The 19,638-nt window shown below is 65.0% G+C and carries 18 protein-coding genes; 10 read left to right on the top strand and 8 right to left on the bottom strand.

Annotated elements, in window-relative coordinates; genetic code table 11:
- Window positions 1-125: 125 nt before the first annotated feature.
- From tarD to RX327_RS29325, 7 genes are all read right to left on the bottom strand, one after another.
- Window positions 126-1,295 (bottom strand): D(-)-tartrate dehydratase, encoded by a 1,170-nt coding sequence (gene tarD, locus RX327_RS29295; protein ID WP_317247885.1) that lies wholly within the window; start codon window positions 1,293-1,295, stop codon window positions 126-128.
- 125 nt (window positions 1,296-1,420) lie between these two features.
- Window positions 1,421-1,687 (bottom strand): DUF3297 family protein, encoded by a 267-nt coding sequence (locus tag RX327_RS29300; protein WP_317247886.1) that lies wholly within the window; start codon window positions 1,685-1,687, stop codon window positions 1,421-1,423.
- The gene (locus RX327_RS29305; protein WP_317247887.1) at window positions 1,684-2,160 is read right to left on the bottom strand and encodes a glutathione peroxidase; all 477 of its coding nucleotides are present in this window, start codon (window positions 2,158-2,160) and stop codon (window positions 1,684-1,686) included. The genes RX327_RS29300 and RX327_RS29305 overlap by 4 nt, the downstream gene beginning before the upstream one ends.
- A 1-nt stretch (window position 2,161) precedes the next feature.
- The gene (locus RX327_RS29310; protein ID WP_317247888.1) at window positions 2,162-3,553 is read right to left on the bottom strand and encodes an amidase family protein; all 1,392 of its coding nucleotides are present in this window, start codon (window positions 3,551-3,553) and stop codon (window positions 2,162-2,164) included.
- A 71-nt stretch (window positions 3,554-3,624) separates the two neighbouring features.
- Window positions 3,625-4,194 carry a c-type cytochrome gene (locus RX327_RS29315; protein WP_050383235.1) on the bottom strand — a complete coding sequence of 190 codons (570 nt, stop codon included), beginning with the start codon at window positions 4,192-4,194 and terminating at the stop codon, window positions 3,625-3,627.
- Between the two features lie 134 nt (window positions 4,195-4,328).
- The gene (locus RX327_RS29320; protein WP_317247889.1) at window positions 4,329-5,597 is read right to left on the bottom strand and encodes a PQQ-dependent sugar dehydrogenase; all 1,269 of its coding nucleotides are present in this window, start codon (window positions 5,595-5,597) and stop codon (window positions 4,329-4,331) included.
- Window positions 5,598-5,763: 166 nt separating this feature from the next.
- A complete protein-coding gene (locus RX327_RS29325) occupies window positions 5,764-6,021 on the bottom strand; it encodes a DUF6894 family protein (protein ID WP_028332662.1) in 258 nt (85 codons plus the stop codon).
- A 328-nt stretch (window positions 6,022-6,349) separates the two neighbouring features.
- Between RX327_RS29325 and pqqA the strand changes: the two genes are divergently transcribed.
- From pqqA to pip, 6 genes are all read left to right on the top strand, one after another.
- Complete coding sequence (pqqA, locus tag RX327_RS29330; protein WP_007595659.1) at window positions 6,350-6,430, top strand: pyrroloquinoline quinone precursor peptide PqqA; 81 nt, start codon at window positions 6,350-6,352, stop codon at window positions 6,428-6,430.
- A 159-nt stretch (window positions 6,431-6,589) separates the two neighbouring features.
- The gene (gene pqqB / locus RX327_RS29335) at window positions 6,590-7,519 is read left to right on the top strand and encodes a pyrroloquinoline quinone biosynthesis protein PqqB (protein WP_317247890.1); all 930 of its coding nucleotides are present in this window, start codon (window positions 6,590-6,592) and stop codon (window positions 7,517-7,519) included.
- 20 nt (window positions 7,520-7,539) lie between these two features.
- Window positions 7,540-8,295: a pyrroloquinoline-quinone synthase PqqC gene (pqqC, locus tag RX327_RS29340; protein WP_317251348.1), complete on the top strand. Its 756-nt coding sequence runs from the start codon at window positions 7,540-7,542 to the stop codon at window positions 8,293-8,295.
- Between the two features lie 10 nt (window positions 8,296-8,305).
- Entirely contained in the window at window positions 8,306-8,614 is a 309-nt protein-coding gene (gene pqqD / locus RX327_RS29345; RefSeq protein ID WP_028332665.1) for a pyrroloquinoline quinone biosynthesis peptide chaperone PqqD, read from the top strand.
- Window positions 8,611-9,843 carry a pyrroloquinoline quinone biosynthesis protein PqqE gene (gene pqqE, locus RX327_RS29350; protein WP_317247891.1) on the top strand — a complete coding sequence of 411 codons (1,233 nt, stop codon included), beginning with the start codon at window positions 8,611-8,613 and terminating at the stop codon, window positions 9,841-9,843. Before pqqD ends, pqqE begins: the two co-directional genes overlap by 4 nt.
- Window positions 9,833-10,804, top strand: a complete 972-nt coding sequence (gene pip / locus RX327_RS29355; RefSeq protein WP_317247892.1) for a prolyl aminopeptidase — start codon at window positions 9,833-9,835, stop codon at window positions 10,802-10,804. The genes pqqE and pip overlap by 11 nt, the downstream gene beginning before the upstream one ends.
- 167 nt (window positions 10,805-10,971) lie before the next feature.
- On the opposite strand, the gene RX327_RS29360 is transcribed toward pip, so the two are convergent.
- Entirely contained in the window at window positions 10,972-13,350 is a 2,379-nt protein-coding gene (locus RX327_RS29360; protein ID WP_317247893.1) for a caspase family protein, read from the bottom strand.
- 189 nt (window positions 13,351-13,539) lie between these two features.
- Between RX327_RS29360 and RX327_RS29365 the strand changes: the two genes are divergently transcribed.
- From RX327_RS29365 to RX327_RS29380, 4 genes are all read left to right on the top strand, one after another.
- Window positions 13,540-14,211 (top strand): DUF4286 family protein, encoded by a 672-nt coding sequence (locus RX327_RS29365; protein WP_050383242.1) that lies wholly within the window; start codon window positions 13,540-13,542, stop codon window positions 14,209-14,211.
- 289 nt (window positions 14,212-14,500) lie between these two features.
- The gene (locus tag RX327_RS29370) at window positions 14,501-16,300 is read left to right on the top strand and encodes an FAD-dependent oxidoreductase (protein WP_317247894.1); all 1,800 of its coding nucleotides are present in this window, start codon (window positions 14,501-14,503) and stop codon (window positions 16,298-16,300) included.
- A complete protein-coding gene (locus RX327_RS29375; protein WP_317247895.1) occupies window positions 16,270-18,117 on the top strand; it encodes a 2-oxoacid:acceptor oxidoreductase subunit alpha in 1,848 nt (615 codons plus the stop codon). Before RX327_RS29370 ends, RX327_RS29375 begins: the two co-directional genes overlap by 31 nt.
- 130 nt (window positions 18,118-18,247) lie before the next feature.
- Window positions 18,248-19,303, top strand: coding sequence for a 2-oxoacid:ferredoxin oxidoreductase subunit beta (locus RX327_RS29380; protein ID WP_317247896.1), 1,056 nt, complete (start codon window positions 18,248-18,250; stop codon window positions 19,301-19,303).
- The last annotated feature ends 335 nt before the right edge of the window (window positions 19,304-19,638 follow it).

The raw sequence follows: 19,638 nt of genomic DNA on the forward strand, positions 1-19,638 counted from the left end.
CCCTGTCCTCATGAGTATATCCGGAAATGAGCAACGTTCAATAATTTCTTGAGCGCCGCTCACGAATTTTTGCGAACGAACTCAGGCCACCCCGCGCCCGGCGGATCGCCAGTCGCGGGCCGGACTTACTCCGCCAGCGCTCTCATCTCCTTGTAGAGATCCGACTTGCCTTCGAAGCCGATGCCTGGCAGCTCCGGCATGGTGATGTGGCCGTTCTCGACGCGGACGCCGTCCGGGAAGCCGCCATAGGGCTGGAACAGGTCGGGATAGCTTTCATTGCCGCCGAGACCAAGGCCGGCTGCGATGTTGAGCGACATCTGGTGGCCGCCATGGGGGATGCAGCGACTGGGCGACCAGCCGTGGGTCTTCAGCACCTCGAGCGTGCGCTGGTATTCGCACAGGCCGTAGGACAGCGCGCAGTCGAATTGCAGCCAGTCGCGGTCGGGACGCATGCCGCCGTAGCGGATCAGGTTGCGGGCATCCTGGTGGCTGAACAGGTTTTCACCTGTCGCCATCGGGCCCGGATAGAATTCGGCGAGCGCGGCCTGCAGCGCGTAGTCGAGGGGATCGCCGGCCTCCTCGTACCAGAACAGGGGGTAGTCGCGCAGCATCTTGGCGTAGGCAATGCCGGTCTCCAGGTTGAAGCGGCCGTTGGCGTCGACGGCGAGCTGCGCGTCGTTGCCGATCTCCTTCAGCACCGCCTCGATGCGGGTGCGGTCTTCCTCGATGGACGCGCCGCCGATCTTCATCTTCACGACGTTGTAGCCGCGGTCGAGATAGCCGCGCATCTCGCCGCGCAGCATCGAGAGATCCTTGCCGGGATAGTAGTAGCCGCCGGCGGCATACACGAAGACGCGCGGATCGGCGGTCAGGCCGTGACGTTCGGCGAGCAGGCGAAACAGCGGCTTGCCTGCGATCTTCGCCACCGCGTCCCACACCGCCATGTCGATGGTGCCGACCGCGACCGAGCGCTCGCCATGTCCGCCCGGCTTCTCGTTGGTCATCATCGCGCCCCAGACCTTGTCGGGGTCGAGATTGTCGCCGGCCGCATCCAGCAGCGACTTCGTATCGGCTTCGAGGATGCGCGCGGCGAACCGCTCGCGGATCAGGCCACCCTGCCCGTAGCGGCCGTTCGAGTTGAAGCCGTAGCCGACGACGCGCTTGCCGTCGCGCACGACATCAGTGACGACGGCGACGAGACTCGTCGTCATCTTCGTGAAGTCGATATAGGCGTTGCGGATCGGGGACGAGATCGGTTTCGTGATCTCGCTGACGTCGACGATGCGGACGGACATGGGGGGCTTTCTAAGTTAGGCGTCCTCTCCTCGTCATTGCGAGGAGCGAAGCGACGAAGCAATCCATTTCTCAACGAGCGGAGACGTGGATTGCTTCGCTCGCAATGACGGCAGAGGAAGCAGCTTCAGGACTTCGTCTTGTCCCTGAAATACGGCTCCACCGGCCCATGCACCTTGATGGTCAGCGGATTGCCGTGGCGGTCCTTGGCGTTGCCGGCGGTGACGCGGACCCATCCTTCGCTGATGCAGTACTCCTCGACGTTGGTCTTCTCGATGCCCTTGAAGCGGATGCCGACGTCGCGCGCTAGAATGTCCGCATTGTAATAGGGGCTGTTCGGGTCGACCGAAAGGCGGTCCGGAAATTCGTCGTTGGAGTCGTTGTCGTCGCTCATAGCAGCGCCTCGATATCCTTCCTCAATCCTTCGGGCCGGGCAGTCGGCGCATGCCGCGCCACGACCTTGCCGGCGCGATCGACCAGGAACTTGGTGAAGTTCCATTTGATCGCCGGCCCGAGCAGGCCCGACTTCTCACGTTTCAGATGTTCGTACAATGGATGCGCACCTGAGCCATTGACGTCGATCTTGGCGAACATCGGAAACGTCACAGCGTAGTTGGTCTCGCAGAACGCGGCGATCTGCTTCGCATCGCCCGGCTCCTGCGCCCCGAACTGGTTGCAGGGAAAGCCGAGCACGGAGAAGCCGCGCGGCGAGAGCCCCGCGTGCAGCTCCTGCAGGCCCTTATATTGCGGCGTGAACCCGCACGCGCTCGCCGTGTTCACGATCAAGAGCACCTGGCCCTCGAACCGCTGCAACGGCACGTCGTCGCCGGCGAGCGACTTGGCGGTGAAATCGTAGACGGTTGCCATCTCAACCGACCGGATCGATCGCAGCCGACGGCGTGCCGCCGGCCTCGACCGCCTCGCCCGCGGCAAGGCAGAGATCCTCGCGGTAGCGTCCGGCCACCAGTTGCACGCCGACCGGGATCCGGCCGACGAGCCCGGTGGAGACCACGAGGCCCGGCAGGCCCATGAAGGGAATGGCGATCTGCGGCAGCTGCGCCTCCCAGACCCGCTTGAAGGATTCGTCGTCCTTGCGGTCGAGATGATCCGGGAACGGCAGCTCGCCGGAGACCGGCGTCAGCAGCACCGCATATTGTTCGAAGAAGGCGAACCATTCGCGCGTCAGGGTGGCGCGGCGGGTCAGCGCCTGCGACAGGTCGAACGGATGCACCCTGGCGCGGTTGCCGCGCAGGCAGGCCAGCGCGCCGGGATCGCCCTCGCGCTCGGCGAAGGCGAGCTGGGCCTCGTAGCCGTCGCCGAGCCAGAGCCGGGTCTGGATCTCGGCCGCCTCGCGCAAGGACGGCGTGTTTGCAATTTCCTCGACGATCCAGCCGGCCTTCTGCAAGCGCTTGCCGGCGTCGGCCACCGCGGCGACCACTTCCGGCACCGGATTAAGACCGTCCGGATTGAGGCACATCGCAACGCGCTTCTCGCGCGGCGGGCCTTCGAGCGGCACCGGCGCATACCAGGGGTCGCGATAGTCCGGGGCCGACATCGCCTCGAGCGAAATCCCGATGTCGTTGACGGTGCGCGCCAGCGGTCCCGAGACCGCCATGATCTGCGGCCCGATCGGGCGCTCCGGCAGCGCCGGGTTGAAGGCGGGGATGCGGCCGAGCGTCGGACGCAGGCCGTGCACGCCGCAGGCATAGGCGGGATAGCGGATCGAGCCGGCGATGTCGGTGCCGTGGGCGATGTGGCCGATGCCGGCCGCGACCGCCGAGCCGGCGCCGCCGGAGGAGCCGCCCGGCGTCAGCGCGGCGTCGCGGGGGTTCTTGGTATCGCCATGAATGAGATTGGTGGTGAACCAGCGGTAGGAGAAGGCCGGGCAATTGGTGCGGCCGAGCAGGACGGCGCCGGCCTTGCGGAAATTGGCAACCACCGGATTGTCCTCGCGCGCGATGACGTCGCGCTGGAGCTTCAGGCCGTTGGTGGTGGCAAAGCCTTCCTGGTCGACATTGGCCTTGATGGTGACGGGCACGCCGGCGAGCGGCCCGACCGCCTCGCCGCGCGCAATGGCCGCATCGATCTTGGCCGCCTGCGCCAGCACGTCGTCCGGCCGGTGATCGACCACCGCGTTGAGCTTCGGGTTGACCGCGTCGAGCCGGGCGAGCCCGGCCTCCGCCGCCTCCTTCGCCGACACCTTCTTCGATTTGATGAGGCTGGCGAGCTCGGCCGCCGACAGACGCCAAATATCCTGCATGTGCAACTCCGTGTGACGCTGCGTTTTAGCGCCGCGCGGAGAACATGGCCAGCGGTCCGCCGCCTGATGTTTCAGCGGACATGCGCGATGTAATAGGCAAGGTCGCCGATCTGCTCCTTGGTCACCGTCTGCATCACGTCGGCCATGGTGGCATCATAGCCGTGGCGGCTGTTGTCCTTGTATTCGGCCAGCGTCTTGGCGAGGTAGTCCTCGCGCTGGTTGGCGATGCGCGGGACATTCTCCTTGCCGGAGAAATCGGTGTTGTGGCAGCTATTGCAGCGGTTCTGCTGCGCCAGCGCCTGGCCCCGCGCCATCCGCGCCGGATCGCTGGCATCAGCAGGCGGCGTGGGCTTCGGCAAGGTCGCGATGAAATCCGAGAAGCTGCGCAAATCGTCGTCGGTCAGCGGCTTCGCCATCTCGTTCATCGGCTCGAACACCCGCAGCTTCTCGCGGAACATGAAGAGCTGGATCAGCGCATAGGGCGCCGTCTGGCCGCCGAGCGACGGCGTGTTCTCGGTTTCCGACGTGCCATGCTCGCCATGGCAGGCAAAGCACGCCGCGGCGCGCTCCTGGATGGTCTCGGCATTTGCTGAGAAAACAGTGAATGCAGCCAGGAGCCCTGGAATGATCGTCTTGCGCATCGGTTGCTCCCGGCAATTCCGTCATTCCGGGCTGGTGCGCGAGGACCAGACCCGGAATCTCGAGATTCTCAGGTGCGCAACTGCGCACCCTGAGTTCGATGCTGCGCATCGCCCCGGAATGACGTTGGTGGTTGTTACTGATTGGCGACCTTCGGCTTGCCGTAGCTGACGCGATAGACCGCGCCGTTCCAGTCGTCGGAGACCAGCAGCGAGCCATCCTTCAGCAGCATCACGTCGACCGGGCGGCCGACATACTTGTTGTCCTCGAGGAAGCCGGTCAGGAACGGCTCCATCGACTTCACGGTGCCGTCCTTGTTAAGCCTGACGGCGACCACGTCACCGCCCTGCTTCTGCGACTTGTTCCAGGAGCCGTGACGCGCGACGAAGATCACGTTCTTGTAGCTCTTCGGGAACATGCTGCCGGTGTAGAAGCGCATGCCGAGCGAAGCGGTATGCGGGCCCATCAGGCCGACCGGAGCGGTGTAGTTCTTGCAGTTCTTGCCCCAGCCGAGCTCCTGGTCGATGATGTTGCCCTGGTAGCAGTACGGCGCGCCGAAATCCTCGCCCGCCTTGGTGATGCGGTTAAGCTCGTCTTCCGGCACCGTCTCCGACAGCCAGTCGCGGCCATTGTCGGTGAAGTACATCTGCTTGTTCTCGGGATTCCAGTCGAAGCCGACCGTGTTGCGCACGCCGAGCGCGTAGACCTCGGCGCTGGAGCCATCGAGATTCATGCGGCGGATCTGGCCGTGGTCGGCGTCATGCAGCACATTGTTGCCGGGCTGTCCGACCGGAACATAAAGCTTGTTGTCGGGACCGACGGCGATGAACTTCCAGCCATGCGCCTCGTCCTTCGGCAGCTTGTCGTAAATGACGGTGGGCTTCGGCGGGTTGTCCAGATTGTCCTCGATCTTGTCGATCTTGGAGACCTTCGAGAGCTCGGCGATGTAGAGCGTGCCGTCCTTGAAGGCGACGCCGTTCGGACGATAGAGGCCGGAGGCGATCACCTTGACCGAGCGCTTGCCGTCCTTGTTGACGATCGCATAAACCTTGTCGACGAGCCGGCTGCCGACGAACACCGTGCCCTTGTCGCCAAGCGCCAGCGAGCGCGCATTGGCCATGCCGGCCGCATAGACCTCGACATTGAAGCCGGCCGGCGCCTTGAGCTTGGCGAGCGGCAGCTTGTCGGGCGCGGACGGCAGCGGCGGCGGCGCCACCGGCGCGAGCTTGGCGGCGGCTTCATTGTCCGGACGCCCGATCAAGGGCGAGCCAGGCGGCAGCGGCTGGGCGGCGGGGGCGGCACCTGCCGCCGGCGCGGCCTGCTGCGCCGCAGCAGAGAGCGTGAACGCCCCGAGCATGGCCCCCGCGAGCAGCAAGCTGCGCGGTGCGAACGAGTGTTTTTTCATGAAGATCTCCCCTGGGTGGAAGCCGTTGTTAATTGCGCCATTGACGTCGCCCGGCGCCGTTCGGCTTTCCGTTCATAGTCTTGTGAATTTGTCCGGACAATTGCAATCGGAAGCATGCTGGCATCGGCCAACGCATGGTTGTGGCCGCGCTGCGGGCCAGCGCGCGTCAGTGCCTTGTCATCGAGCGGTCCGGGCGATCGAGAATCGCCTCCGTGAATGGAAACTCCAGCACGACCTCGCCCTCGTCGTCGGTCACCTCGATCACGGCGCTGAGCAGCGCGCCGTCGGCGCCCTCGGTCTTGAGCAATTCGCGAATCATCGCACGCGCCATTTCCCACGCACGATCCGGATCCCGCAGGATTTCGCCGTCGGGATCGGAGATCAGCTCGTCGCCGATACGGGTGTTGAAGAAGTAGCGTGGCATCGGCTGAACTCGGCTCGGTTAGTCGCCTCCCGTCACCGGGAAGCACAGGATCGTCACCAGGACCTTCGGAGGACCGCGGGGCCCCTGCTTACTTAAGCCAACATCACCATTCACCGTGTGGCGAACAACAGGAAAAAGGTCTGATGCCACGGGCTTTTGACGGGAAACGCGCGCACAAATTTGTGAGTGGGCGGGATTTTCTTGCCGCAGTGCAGCATGCCCCTTCGAGGCGGCACCTTACAGAAAATTTAACTGGCGAACTTTTCCAACCACAGTAATTTAGCCTGCAGGGCGGAAAGTTCGTCCGGTTGCAACAAGGAGAGCCGAAATGGCCTGGAAAGCCCCGAAGATCGTCGAAGTGCCCTGCGGCATGGAAATCAACATGTATGTGAGCGCCACCCGCAAGTAAGCGGCAGCGCCCTCTACACGTTTAGCGTTTTAGCGCAGGTGGACATCCGGGCGTAACGCGCTCCCGAACAAGGGAGTGTGTTTCAAATCCGGGGTCCACCTCGTAACGTTTCTGGGTCCAACAAACTTCTCCAGGCCAAGCTTCTCCAGGGGACGGATCATGCTTCGTGTCGTCGTCCTGGGTGCCGCAGCGGGTGGCGGCGTTCCGCAGTGGAACTGTGGCTGTGCCGTCTGCAGGACGGCGCGAAGCAACCATCCCGAACTGCAGAGCACGCAAGCCTCGATCGCCGTCAGCGGCGATGGCGTGCACTGGTTCCTGGTCAATGCCTCCCCGGATCTGCGCCAGCAGCTGATTGCCACGTCGCAGCTGCATCCGAGGCCTGGCGCACTGCGCCATAGTCCGATCGCGGGCGTCATCCTCACCAATGGCGAGATCGACGCGGTCGCAGGGCTGCTGTCGATGCGTGAGGGATCGCCGTTCACGATCTACGCGCATGAGCGGGTGCTTGCGATCCTGCGCTCGAACAGCATCTTCAACGTGCTCAGTGACAAGAACGTCGACCGTCGGCCGATCGCGGTCGACCAGGCCTTCGAACCGGCCCTGCCCGACGGATCGCCGTCCGGGCTCGAGGTGCTGCCGTTTGAGGTTCCCGGCAAGGGCGCATGGTATCTCGAGGGCAAGGCGCATCCGGCGGGCGCCGACGGCGTCGGCGATACGCTCGGCCTGCGTATTGCGGACAGGCGCAGCGGCAAATATTTCTATTTCCTGGCCGCCTGCGCACGGGTGACTGACGACCTGAAATCCCGGCTCAGGGGCGCCCCGCTGGTGTTTTTCGACGGCACGGTGTGGCGCGACGACGAACTGATCGCGGCGGGCCTTGGCAACAAGACCGGCCAGGGCATGGGCCATATCGCGATGTCGGGCGATCAGGGTGCGATCGCCAGCCTCGCCGGGCTCGACATCGGACGAAAAGTGTTTCTGCATATCAATAACTCGAATCCGGCGCTGCTGCCCGGCTCGCCCGAGCGCAAGGCCGCCGAGCAGGCGGGCTGGCAGATACCCGCGGATGGAACGGAGATCGTGCTGTGAATGTCGTGCCTACCACTGGAATGACCGCGCTCTCGATCGGCAGGGACATCAGGCTCACTAGCGCCGATGAGCTCGAGGCGACGCTGCGCCATATCGGGGCGACGCGCTATCACAGCCTGCATCCGTTCCATAAGCTGCTGCATGGCGGCAAGCTGAACAAGGGCCAGGTGCAGGCCTGGGCGCTCAACCGCTACTATTACCAGAGCACGATTCCGATCAAGGACGCGGTGGTGATCTCGCGCTTCCGCGACCGCGCCACCCGCCTGGAATGGCGCCACCGCATCGAGGACCATGATGGCGATGTCGGCAGCGAGGGCGGCATCGAGCGCTGGCTGAAGCTGACCGAAGGGCTCGGGCTCGATACGGCCTACGTGGAATCCACCGAAGGCATCCTGCCGGCGACGCGCTTCGCCGTCGAAGCCTACGTCCACTATTGCCGCGAGAAGAGCCCGCTGGAGGCGATCGCCTCCTCGCTGACCGAGCTGTTCGCTCCGAACCTTCATGAAGAGCGCATCGCCGGCATGCTGGAGCACTACGATTTCGTCAACCCCGATATCATGAGCTACTTCAAGCGCCGCCTGACCCAGGCGCCGCGCGATGCCAATTTCGCGCTGGACTATGTCAAGACGCATGCGAGGACGCCGGAGGAGCGCGCCTCCGTCTGCAATGCGCTGATCTTCAAGACCAACGTGCTGTGGGTGCAGCTGGACGCGCTCCAGCACGCCTATGTCGAGGGCCACATTCCGCCGGGCGCATTCGTGCCCAAGACAGGTTAGAGACACGATCATGGCCAGCCGCAACATCAATGTCAGCGAGACCAGCCGGCCGAAACTGCCGCGCCATACCAAGCTGAAATTCGACGAGACGCGGCAGGTCTGGGTTATCCTGGCGCCGGAGCGCGTGCTGGCGCCGGACGACATCGCGGTCGAGGTACTGCAGCTGTGTGACGGCGTGCGCAGTGTCGCCGAGATGGTGGACCAACTCGCGGAAAAATACGCCGCCCCACGCGAGGCGATCGCGACCGACGTGATCGCGATGCTGCAGGATCTGGCCGACAAGGGTTTTCTCACCGAAGCGCGCGAGAGCACAGCATGAGTGACACGCTCGCCGACAACAAGACGACGACAGCAGGCCCAACCGACGGGCTCGCGGTGCTCGAACAAACGCGCTCGGCAGCGGAGACCTTCGGCATCCCGCTCGCGGTGCTGCTCGAGATCACCCATCGCTGCCCGCTGCAATGCCCCTATTGCTCCAACCCGGTCGAGCTCGACCGCTCGGCCAAGGAGCTGACCACCGGGGAATGGAAGAAGGTCTTGAGCGAGCTCGCCGAGATCGGCGTGCTCCAGGTGCATTTCTCCGGCGGCGAGCCAACCGCGCGCAAGGACCTCGTCGAGCTGGTGAAGCACGCCAGCGACGCCGGCCTCTACACCAACCTGATCACCTCGGCGGTGCTGCTGACCAGGGACAAGCTTTCGGCGCTGGCCGACGCCGGCCTCAGCCATGTGCAGATCAGCTTCCAGGGCAATGAACCCGGCGTCGCCGACCGCGTGGCAGGGCTGAAGGATGCGCACAAAAAGAAGCTCCAAGTGGCGAAATGGACGCGCGAGCTCGATCTGCCGCTCACCGTGAACGCGGTGATGCATCGGCAGAACCTGCATCAGCTCCCTGACATCGTCCAGATGGCGCTCGACCTCGACGCCGACCGACTCGAGGTCGCCAATGTGCAATATTACGGCTGGGCGCTGAAGAATCGCGCCGCACTGATGCCGACGATCGAGCAGATCGAGGAGACCAGCCGCATCGTCGAGGAAGCCCAGGTGCGCCTGAAGGGCACGCTCACGATCGACTACGTCGTGCCGGACTATTACGCGCTGCGGCCGAAGAAATGCATGGGCGGCTGGGGCCGGCAGTTCTTCAACATCTCGCCCGCCGGCAAGGTGCTGCCCTGCCACGCCGCCGAGAGCATCACCGGGCTCGACTTCGAATCCGTGCGCTCCAACCATTCGATCGCCTGGATCTGGCAGAACTCGGAGGCCTTCAACCGCTATCGCGGCACCGGCTGGATGAAGGAGCCGTGCAAATCTTGCGAGTTCCGCGAGATCGATTTCGGCGGCTGCCGCTGCCAGGCCTTCGCGCTGACGGGCGATGCGGCCAATACCGATCCGGCCTGCGCGCTGTCGCCACTGCACGAGACCATCTTCAAGCAGGCCGAGCGGGAATCCGCCGGCACGCAGAACCGCTTCCTGTATCGCAACTTCGCCGGCGGCACGCTGGAGACGGACGACCCCCGGAACGAATCCCAGGACAAGCGCAATGGCGCCTGACGCCGACGTCGGCAAGGCCGCGAGGCGTGCTGATCCCTTTGCGCCGCTGACCTCCGAGATGCTCGATGTCGGCGACGGCCACGAGCTCCATGTCGAGAGCGTCGGCCGCGCTGACGGAATCCCTGCGGTCTATCTGCATGGCGGGCCCGGCAGCGGCTGCCAGCCCGACCATCGCCGACTGTTCGACCCTGATCGCTTCTGCGCCGTATTGTTCGACCAGCGCGGCTGCGGCCGCAGCAGGCCCAAGGGAGGCCGCGACAACAACACGACGCAGCACCTGATCGCGGATATGGAGAAGATCCGCGAGAAATTCGGCTTCACACGCTGGATGCTGGTCGGCGGCTCCTGGGGCGCGACGCTGGCGCTGGCCTATGCGCAGGCCCATCCTGACAGGGTCAGCGGGCTGGTGCTGCGCGCGACGTTTCTCGGCACAGCCGAGGAGCTGGACGACGTTTTCCTGCGCGCCCTGCCGCGCTTCTATCCCGCCCTCCACGAGGACTTCCTCAACGTCCTGCCCGAGAGCGAGCGCGCATCGCCGCTTGCGGCCTATTATCGCCGCATCCTCGATCCGGACGCCGCCGTGCACGCGCCGGCCGCGCGCGCCTGGCACGACACCGAACGCGCGTTGTCGGAGCACACGCCGAAGCAGACGCGGCTCGACCTCAAGGCCTCGGGCGCCCTGCCCTCGACGCCGTTCATGGAGGCGCATTACTTCGCCAACAATTGCTTCATGCGGCCGCGTCAATTGATGGACGAGGCCGGCAGGCTCGCCGGCATTCCCGGCATCCTGGTGCAGGGTCGTTACGATCTGTTGTGCCCGCCCGCGACATCGCACGCGCTCGCCGCGCGCTGGCCGGGCAGCGAGGTCCGCATCATCGATGGCGCGGGCCATATCCTTTACGATCCCGGCATCCGCAACGCCGTGATGAAGGCGATCGCGGATCTGGCGGCCAAGCGCTAAAGCATGATCCGGAAAGGTGCGCAGCGGTTTTCCGAAAAGATCATGCTTCAACAACGACCTAAGGCGCAATGACGATTCATCCTCATCGCATCGCGCTTTAGACCCGCCGCCGGAACACCCTCGACATCAAGAGCCGGTGAAGAACTCGACCGGCTCCCTTGCTTCCCTCAATGTTTGCACTTGCCGGGAGGACATGCCGGCGCTGCCCGTGGCGCGGCCGCGGGCCTTGGCGGCGCCGCCATCCGCGGTGGCGGCGCTGCGTGTTGCACCTGCATCGCCGGCCGTGGCGGCGGCGCGGCGCGCGGAGCCGGTGCCGGGGCCGGACGCGGCGGCAAAGCCGCAGCACGAGGTGGCGGGGCAACCGGCCGCGGCGGCGGAGCCGCAGCCCGGACTGGCGGAGCTACGGCATGGACCGGCGGAGCTGCCGCATGCGCCGGCGCGGGCCGCGAGACCGGCGCCGGCGACACTGCCGCGCGCGCGGGTGCCGGGCGCGCGGCCGGGGTCGGCCGTGTCGACATCGCGCGGTTCGCCGGCGACGGCGCCGTCGAGGGCTTCACGTTTGCGGTCGGAGCGGTCGCCGCATGCGGAAGCGGTCGCGCTCCTGGCTTGCCAGCGGCCGCGGGTGAGGCGGGCGCGTTTGTCGCCGGGGCGACACCGGGCTTGGCCGGAGGAGCAGGCTGCGCATTGGCAGGCGCCATGGCAGCCGCCGGCTTGCCCGGCACCACCGTATTCGGCTTTGTCCCCGGTTGCGCGGCGCCGGGTTGTGCGGCTCCCGGCGGCACAGCGCCATGCTGCATGGCATTGGCCGGTGCGGTTGCCGACTGCGGCAGCGGCGGTCCATTTTTCGCGCCCGGCAGGGTATGCGCACCCGGTGTGCCCGGCGCGCCCATCGCATTCGGTGCGGCGGCGGCATTCGGAGTGGCAGCGGCGTTCGGTGCCGCGGCAGCATTTGGTGCCGCGCGCGGAGCTCCCATCGCCGCACCTTGCGCGGGCGTCACGCCTTGCGGAGCGCCCGGCAGATTGGCGCGCTGCATCGCCGCGGCCGGCAGTCGCGGTGCCGCCGTCACCGGCGCGCCGCCCATCGCCGCCGTCACCCCGGCCGCATGGAGCTGCGCCGGCGTCGGGTTGGGATTGTTGATGACCGTGTTGATGACAGTGGTGTTGTGGATGTTGTTGAACACGATGTTGTTCTGCGGCGGCGCGACATAGGCCGGAGCGGCGACATAGGCCGGCATCGCCACGAACATCGGCGTCGGCAGCACGTACAGGCCGATCGGCGGCGGCGGTGGCGCCAGCACCACGAAATCCGGCGGCGGCGGCGGCAGATAATAGACCGGCGGCGGCGGTGGCGGCGCGAAGCCGAAATCGGGATCGCTGAAATACAGCACCGGACGGTCGACATAGATGACCTCCTCCGGCGGCGGTGGCGGCACGTCGTAGTCCAGCGCCGTGAACTGCGGCGGCGGCTCGAGCGCGGCCGACAGATAGGCGAGCCGGCGCCGGGCGTCGTAGGCATGCGGCCCGCGCGGATAGCGGCGCAGATACGACCAATAGGCATCCGGCGTATCGGCGCGATAGGTCCGCCGCCAGGTGATCGCCTCGCGGCGCGCCGCCACGATCGCGCGCACGCGCCTGGCCAGCGGATCGTCCGGATAGGCCTGCAGGTAATCCTCGTAGCCCTGCAGCGTGTCGCGCTCCAGCGCCGCGGCGTAGGCATCCTGCGCCGGGAAATCGCGGATCGGCTTGGTGCGCAGCCCGGCATCGACCTGCTGCGGCGGCGCGTCCGGCTTGCGCTCGAAGAACATGAAGGGCGCGTCGACCTTGTGTGCATCCCACGGGATCTCGGCGCCCTTGGTCATCTCGTTGACGCGCAAGCGCACGCGGTCGAACACCTCGGGCAGCGGCAGGCCGCCGGTGCGGATCATTTCCGCCAGCGCTTGCGCGTAAGGCCCGTAGGGCGGCGCACCGTCAGGGGCAACGGTGCCGGGCGCCGAATTGAAGCCGATCAGCATCTTCGGATCGGGATCGACCAGCGCAAGACCGCCGGCCAGCGGCTGGCCGTCCTTGGCGAAGGGATTGCTGCGCGCCGCATCGAGCACGATCACGCCGGCCTTGATCGGCAGCGCCGAGAGTTGATGGCTGTAGTCGGAGATGCGGATCGCCTCGACCGGCACGTCGGTGTCGCGGGTGATGTTGGAATCGACCGGGATGAAATAATTCTCGCCGGCAAGCTGCACGCCGTAGCCGGCGAGATAGACGAAGGCGACGGCATTGGGCCCCGCCTCCTGCACCTTCTGGATGAAATCGCGGAACGATTTGCGCAGCGTGTCGCCGTCGAGATCGCGCGCGCCGACCACGTCGAAGCCCGCCGCCTGGAGCGTTTGCGCGATCAGGCCGGCATCGTTGGCGGCGGTCTGCAACGCGCCGGCCTCATAGGCGCCGTTGCCGACGACAAGTGCGAGACGCTTTTCCTGATCCTGCGCATGCACGGGAAGCGAGGCGAGCGACACCAGACCGACGATCAATGCCCACAGAATGCGTGCCATGGTGGTCGTCCCTTTTCTTCTCGAGAGTTGGCGTAACGAATGAAATGCTACCTCTGTGAACCGGTGCTGAACAGGATTGCAGCAATTGTGGCAATCCTTGGTCTGCGCTGCCGGGAACCGGCTTCCCTGCTCCACGCGATCGGGCGATATTGCGCGGATAAAACAGGCAAAACAAAAAAGGAGCACTCGATGCCAATCGCCGGACAAGGCATGCTGCTGACCTCGATGGATATCGACAGCTTGCACGAAGCTGAATTCAATCGCTGGTACGACCGCGAGCATCTCGAGGAACGGGTCGCCATCGACGGCTTCCTGGAAGCCCGCCGCTACGTCGCCCATGACGGCAAGCCGAAATATCTCAGCCTCTACTCGACCGCGACCTTCGATGTGCTCGAGAGCCCGGCCTATCGCAAGGCGCTCGCCAACCAGACCGACTGGTCGAAGGCCAATATCGCGCGCTTTCAGAACATGATCCGCGGGGTCGCGCGCATCACGATCAGCCGCGGCGTCGGCAGAGGTGCAGCGCTCGGTATCATCCGCCTGCGCCCGCCCGCCGAAGGCGCGGACAAACTTCGCGCTGCATTGCGGGAGCAACTCGATCCAGCTTCGCGCGACGGCATCATCTCGATGCACCTTCTGGAGAACGACCCTGACCTGTCGAAGCCGCTCACGCCGGATGCGGAGAAACCCGATCCCGGCGCGGGCGACTGGTTCGTGCTGATCGACGCCACCGACGTCGGCGCGGTCCCCGCAGCGGCCGCAGGTATCACCGGCAATGCAGCCTTGAAGCCGCTCGTGGTCACCAGCGGCGTCTACAAGCTGTTGTGGGATATCGCGAAGAGCGACCTGCCGCGCGAGTAAGCCTGATCCGGAAACGTGCGGAACGCTATCCCGAAAAACATTCTCTCAAGCAAGTGTGGCGGTGCAGATCATGCTGCACCGCCACATAACGCAATCGAGATTAACGCTACACGCGCATCAGCCGCGCGAAAGCTGATGATCGGACAATTTAGCCTTTGCCTTCTCTGGAACGGCTCTAATAAGATAAGCCTATGATCCAATTCAAAAACCAGAACAACGCCACGTGAGCGTTCGTCGTCAACGATAAGGCCGCGCGGGTCTGGCATTTTCGCGCGGGTCAAAGGTAGGAATGAAACCGACCGATATCGCGGCCCCCGACTACTTTCACAAAGTGGTCGATTGCCAATGGGCCTGTCCTGCGCACACCCCCGTTCCCGAATACATCCGACTGATCGCACAAGGCCGCTACAGCGACGCCTACATGATCAATTGGAAGTCGAACGTGTTTCCCGGCATTCTGGGACGCACCTGCGACCGTCCGTGCGAGCCCGCGTGCCGCCGCGGACGCGTCGAGGAGACTCCTGTGGCGATCTGCCGCCTCAAGCGGGTCGCCGCGGACTTCAAGGACGACATCAGGCAGCGCCTGCCGCGGCCCGCGCCGAAGAACGGCAAGCGTGTCGCGCTGGTGGGTGGCGGTCCCGCTTCGCTGACGGTGGCGCGCGATCTCGCGCCGCTCGGCTATCATTGCACGGTGTTCGATGCCGATCCGGAAGCCGGCGGCATGATGCGCACGCAGATCCCGAAATTCCGCCTGCCCAACTCCGTGATCGACGAGGAGACCGGCTACATCCTGGGTCTCGGCGTCGACTTCAAAGGCGGCCACCGCATCGACAGCATGAAGGCGCTGCTTGCGGAGAAATATGATGCGATCTTCGTCGGCTCCGGCGCGCCGCGCGGCCGCGAGCTCGACATTCCCGGCCGGAAGGAAGCCGCCGGCAACATCCATATCGGCATCGAATGGCTGGCCAACGTGTCGTTCGGCCATATCGACAAGATCGGCAAGCGCGTGATCGTGCTCGGCGGCGGCAACACCGCGATGGATTGCTGCCGAACCGCGCGCCGCCTCGGCGGCGAGAAAGTCACGGTGATCGTGCGCTCCGGCTTCGAGGAGATGAAGGCCTCGCCGTGGGAGAAGGAGGACGCGATCCACGAGGATATTCCGATCCTCAACTACATGGTGCCGGTGGCATTCAAGCAGGTCGCCGGCAAGCTCATCGGCGTCACCTTCCAGCACGTCAAAGCCGAATATGACGCCAAAGGCCGCCGTAACCTCGTGCCTTCGGGCGACCCCGATCAGACCATTCCCTGCGACGACGTGCTGGTCGCGGTCGGCCAGGAGAACGCCTTCCCCTGGATCGAGCAGGATTGCGGCATCGAGTTCGACAAATGGCACATGCCGAAAGTCGATCCGAACACCTTCGTCTCGACCAACCCGAAGGTGTTCTTCGGCGGCGATGCCGCGTTCGGCCCGAAGAACATCATCTGGGCGGTCGCGCACGGCCATGATGCTGCGCTGTCGATCCACAAGATGCTGTCGGGTGAGGATATCAGCGAGCGTCCGCTGCCGGAGGTGCATGTCTCCTCACAGAAGATGGGCATCCACGAATGGAGCTATGACAACGACATCTCCGTCGACAAGCGCTACAAGGTGCCGCATCGCGACAAGGTCGTCGCGCTCAAGGACATCCGCGCCGAGGTCGAGCTCGGCTACGACGTCAAGCTCGCGCTCGGCGAGGCGCATCGCTGCCTGAACTGCGACGTGCAGACCGTGTTCTCGACCTCGCTCTGCATCGAATGCGATGCCTGCGTCGACATCTGCCCGATGGATTGCATCACCTTCACTGATAACGGCGAGGAGGATGATCTGCGCCAGCGCCTGAAGGCGCCCTCGCTGCATCCCGACCAGGACCTCTACGTCTCCTCCGACCTCAAGACCGGGCGGGTGATGGTCAAGGACGAGGACGTCTGCCTGCATTGCGGGCTATGTGCCGAGCGCTGTCCCACCGGCGCCTGGGACATGCAGAAATATTTAATCGAGATGACCTACGCAGGTTCGACATGTCCGACAAAAAGCCGATCAGCAGCGTAAACGACTTCGTCGTCCGCTTCGCCAACGTCAACGGCTCGGGCTCGGCCAGCGCCAACGAGATGTTCGCCCGCGCGATCCTGCGCCATGGCGTTCCGGTGTCCCCGCGCAACATCTTCCCCTCCAACATCCAGGGCCTGCCGACCTGGTACGAGGTGCGGGTGACGGAAGCCGGCCATCTCGGCGCCCGCGGCGGCGTCGACATGATGGTGGCGATGAACCCGCAGACCTGGGACAAGGACGTCGCCGGCATCGAGCCCGGCGGCTATCTGTTCTACGATTCCACCAAGCCGATGCCGTCGACCAGATTCCGCGACGACATCACCGTGATCGGCGTGCCGCTGACAGCGATCACCAACTCGACCTACACCGATCCGCGCCAGCGCCAGCTGTTCAAGAACATCATCTATCTCGGCAGCCTCAGTGCGCTGCTCGACATGGACCCGAAGCTGATCGAGCAGCTGATCGGCGAGCAGTACAAGGGCAAGGAGAAGCTGCTCTCCTCCAACGTCCACGCGCTGCATCTCGGGCGCGACTGGGCGCTGCAGAACCTGAAATGCCCGATCGGGCTCAGAGTGAAGAAATCCGACAAGGTCGGCGACCGCATCTTCATCGAAGGCAACAGCGCCGCCGCGCTCGGCGCGGTCTATGGCGGCGCCACGGTGTGCGCGTGGTACCCGATCACGCCGTCCTCGTCGGTGGCGGAGGCGTTCACGGCCCATTGCAAGAAGTACCGGCACGATCCGGAGACGGGCAAGGCGAAATACGCGATCGTGCAGGGCGAGGACGAGCTGGCTTCGATCGGCATCGTCATCGGCGCGTCCTGGAACGGCGCCCGGGCCTTCACCGCGACCTCAGGTCCCGGCATCTCGCTGATGACGGAGTTCATCGGCCTCTCCTATTTCGCCGAGATCCCGGCCGTGATCATGAACATCCAGCGTGCCGGCCCCTCCACGGGCATGCCGACCCGCACCCAGCAATGCGACATCATCGCCTGCGCCTATGCCTCGCACGGCGACACCAAGCATGTGCTGCTGTTCCCGGAAGATCCCGCCGAGGCGTTCGAGTTCGCGGCCGCGGCGTTCGACCTCGCCGAACGGCTTCAGACCACGATCTTCCTGATGCTCGATCTCGACATCGGCATGAACCACCGGCTCTGCCGTCCGCTGAAATGGGACGACGCCCGGCGGTACGACCGCGGCAAGATCATGACCGCACAGCTGCTGGAGGAGGGCCGCGACTTCGGCCGCTATCTCGACGTCGATGGTGACGGCATTCCCTACCGCACCTATCCCGGCACGCATCCGACCAAGGGCTCCTACTTCACCCGCGGCACCTCGCGTGATCGCTATGCGCGTTACTCCGAGGAAGGCACGGTCTACGCCGACAACATGCAGCGCCTGGTGCGCAAGTTCGAGACCGCACAGGATCTGGTGCCGCGGCCGCTGCAGGCCAATGCGGAACGGCCGACCAAGTACGGCGTGATCTATTTCGGCTCGACCTCGCCGGCGATGGACGAGGCGATCGGGTTGCTCGAAGCCCGCGGGCATCAGCTGGACCGCCTTCGCATCCGCGCCTTCCCGTTCCATTCGAGCGTCGCGAGCTTCCTCGCCGAGCACGATTTCGTCTACGTGGTCGAGCAGAACCGCGACAGCCAGCTGCGCCAGCTCATCGTCAACGAGAACGGTATCGACCCGGTGCGGCTCGTGCCGATCGTGCATTACGACGGCACGCCGATTACCGCCCGCTTCATCGCAAAAGCCATTGGCGACCACCAGGATCACCTCAAGGTGACCCCTCTCCGCAAGGCCGTGACATGATCGATCACCTGATCTGTCCGCCGTCATGCCCGGGCTCGTCCCGGGCATCCACGCCTTTCTTCTCTCCGGCCAAGACGTGGTTGGCCGGGACAAGCCCGGCCATGACGAGGCTGGGACTACGGGTGCTCGCATGACCTACATCGCAAAGCCGAAATTCCATCATCCGGGCCTCAAGAAGAACGAGCTCGGCTACACGCATCGCGACTACGAGGGCAAGATCTCGACGCTGTGCGCCGGCTGCGGCCACGATTCAATCACGGCCTCGATCATCGAGGCCTGCTACGAGCTCTCGATCGAGCCGCATCGGGTGGCGAAGATCTCCGGCATCGGCTGCTCGTCGAAGACCCCGGACTATTTCCTCGGCAATTCGCACGGCTTCAACTCCGTGCACGGCCGTATGCCCAGCGTGCTGACCGGCGCGAACCTCGCCAACCGCGACCTGATCTATCTCGGCGTCTCCGGCGACGGCGATTCCGCCTCGATCGGTTTCGGCCAGTTCGCGCATTCGATCCGGCGCGCCGTCAACATGACCTATATCGTCGAGAACAACGGCGTCTACGGCCTGACCAAGGGCCAGTTCTCGGCGACCGCCGACCGCGGCTCGAAGAGCAAGAAGGGCGTCACCAATACCGACAACGCCATCGACCTCGTCGCGATCGCCCTGCAGCTCGGCGCCACCTTCGTCGCGCGCTCGTTCTCGGGCGACAAGACCCAGCTGGTGCCGCTGATCGCAGCCGCGATCCGCCACAAGGGCGCGTCCTTCATCGACGTCATCAGCCCCTGCATCGCCTTCAACAATCACGCCGGCTCGACCAAGAGCTTCGACTATGTCCGGGAGCACAACGACGCGGTGAACCGGCTCGACGTGCTGGTCGGCCGCGATCCGATCGCCGTCGATTACGCGCCGGGCACGGTGCAGGTGGTCGAGCAGCACGACGGCAGCAGGATTGCGCTGCGCAAGATCGATGCCGACTACGATCCGCATGACCGCCTGGGGGCGATGACCTTCCTGCAGAAGCACGCCGCCAAGGGCCAGATCGTCACCGGCCTGCTCTATGTCGATCCCGACGCAGACGACCTGCACGAGCATCTCAACACGGTCGAGACCCCGCTCAACAGCCTGGAGGCGGACTCGCTGTGCCCGGGCTCGGCGGTGCTGGACAAGATCAACGCCAGCCTGCGGTGATCAGTGGCAGCACACTCCATGTCGTCCCTGCGAAAGCAGGGACCCATAACCACGGATTCAGATCGTCGGGCTACGCTGGAATGACGAGTCCCGTTCACAACAGAAGCCGCGGCGTATGGGTCCCTGCTTTCGCAGGGACGACAGCGGAGCTGGTGACGGCACCTTGTTGCTCAAGACGTCGCCGACTTGCTGTTACAAATATGGCGTGAAGGACGGGCAACAAACTTTGCGTCGTCCCTGCCTAGTGCGCAATTGCGCACGGGAGCAGGGACCCATAACCACCGATATAAAATGTCGAGCTGCGCTGGAACGACGAATCCCGTTCACAACAAAAG

The sequence above is a fragment of the Bradyrhizobium sp. BEA-2-5 genome (assembly GCF_032918025.1).
GTDB classification, from domain to species: Bacteria; Pseudomonadota; Alphaproteobacteria; order Rhizobiales; family Xanthobacteraceae; genus Bradyrhizobium; species Bradyrhizobium pachyrhizi.

Coding starts and splice junctions, on each gene's coding strand:
- RX327_RS29375 (WP_317247895.1), top strand. CDS start 16,270: ATGTCCGACAAAAAGCCGATCAGCAGCGTAAACGACTTCGTCGTCCGC.
- RX327_RS29310 (WP_317247888.1), bottom strand. CDS start 3,553: ATGCAGGATATTTGGCGTCTGTCGGCGGCCGAGCTCGCCAGCCTCATC.
- pip (WP_317247892.1), top strand. CDS start 9,833: ATGGCGCCTGACGCCGACGTCGGCAAGGCCGCGAGGCGTGCTGATCCC.
- RX327_RS29320 (WP_317247889.1), bottom strand. CDS start 5,597: ATGAAAAAACACTCGTTCGCACCGCGCAGCTTGCTGCTCGCGGGGGCC.
- RX327_RS29325 (WP_028332662.1), bottom strand. CDS start 6,021: ATGCCACGCTACTTCTTCAACACCCGTATCGGCGACGAGCTGATCTCC.
- tarD (WP_317247885.1), bottom strand. CDS start 1,295: ATGTCCGTCCGCATCGTCGACGTCAGCGAGATCACGAAACCGATCTCG.
- RX327_RS29300 (WP_317247886.1), bottom strand. CDS start 1,687: ATGAGCGACGACAACGACTCCAACGACGAATTTCCGGACCGCCTTTCG.
- RX327_RS29315 (WP_050383235.1), bottom strand. CDS start 4,194: ATGCGCAAGACGATCATTCCAGGGCTCCTGGCTGCATTCACTGTTTTC.
- pqqD (WP_028332665.1), top strand. CDS start 8,306: ATGGCCAGCCGCAACATCAATGTCAGCGAGACCAGCCGGCCGAAACTG.
- RX327_RS29360 (WP_317247893.1), bottom strand. CDS start 13,350: ATGGCACGCATTCTGTGGGCATTGATCGTCGGTCTGGTGTCGCTCGCC.
- RX327_RS29365 (WP_050383242.1), top strand. CDS start 13,540: ATGCCAATCGCCGGACAAGGCATGCTGCTGACCTCGATGGATATCGAC.
- pqqE (WP_317247891.1), top strand. CDS start 8,611: ATGAGTGACACGCTCGCCGACAACAAGACGACGACAGCAGGCCCAACC.
- pqqA (WP_007595659.1), top strand. CDS start 6,350: ATGGCCTGGAAAGCCCCGAAGATCGTCGAAGTGCCCTGCGGCATGGAA.
- RX327_RS29370 (WP_317247894.1), top strand. CDS start 14,501: ATGAAACCGACCGATATCGCGGCCCCCGACTACTTTCACAAAGTGGTC.
- pqqB (WP_317247890.1), top strand. CDS start 6,590: ATGCTTCGTGTCGTCGTCCTGGGTGCCGCAGCGGGTGGCGGCGTTCCG.
- RX327_RS29380 (WP_317247896.1), top strand. CDS start 18,248: ATGACCTACATCGCAAAGCCGAAATTCCATCATCCGGGCCTCAAGAAG.
- pqqC (WP_317251348.1), top strand. CDS start 7,540: ATGACCGCGCTCTCGATCGGCAGGGACATCAGGCTCACTAGCGCCGAT.
- RX327_RS29305 (WP_317247887.1), bottom strand. CDS start 2,160: ATGGCAACCGTCTACGATTTCACCGCCAAGTCGCTCGCCGGCGACGAC.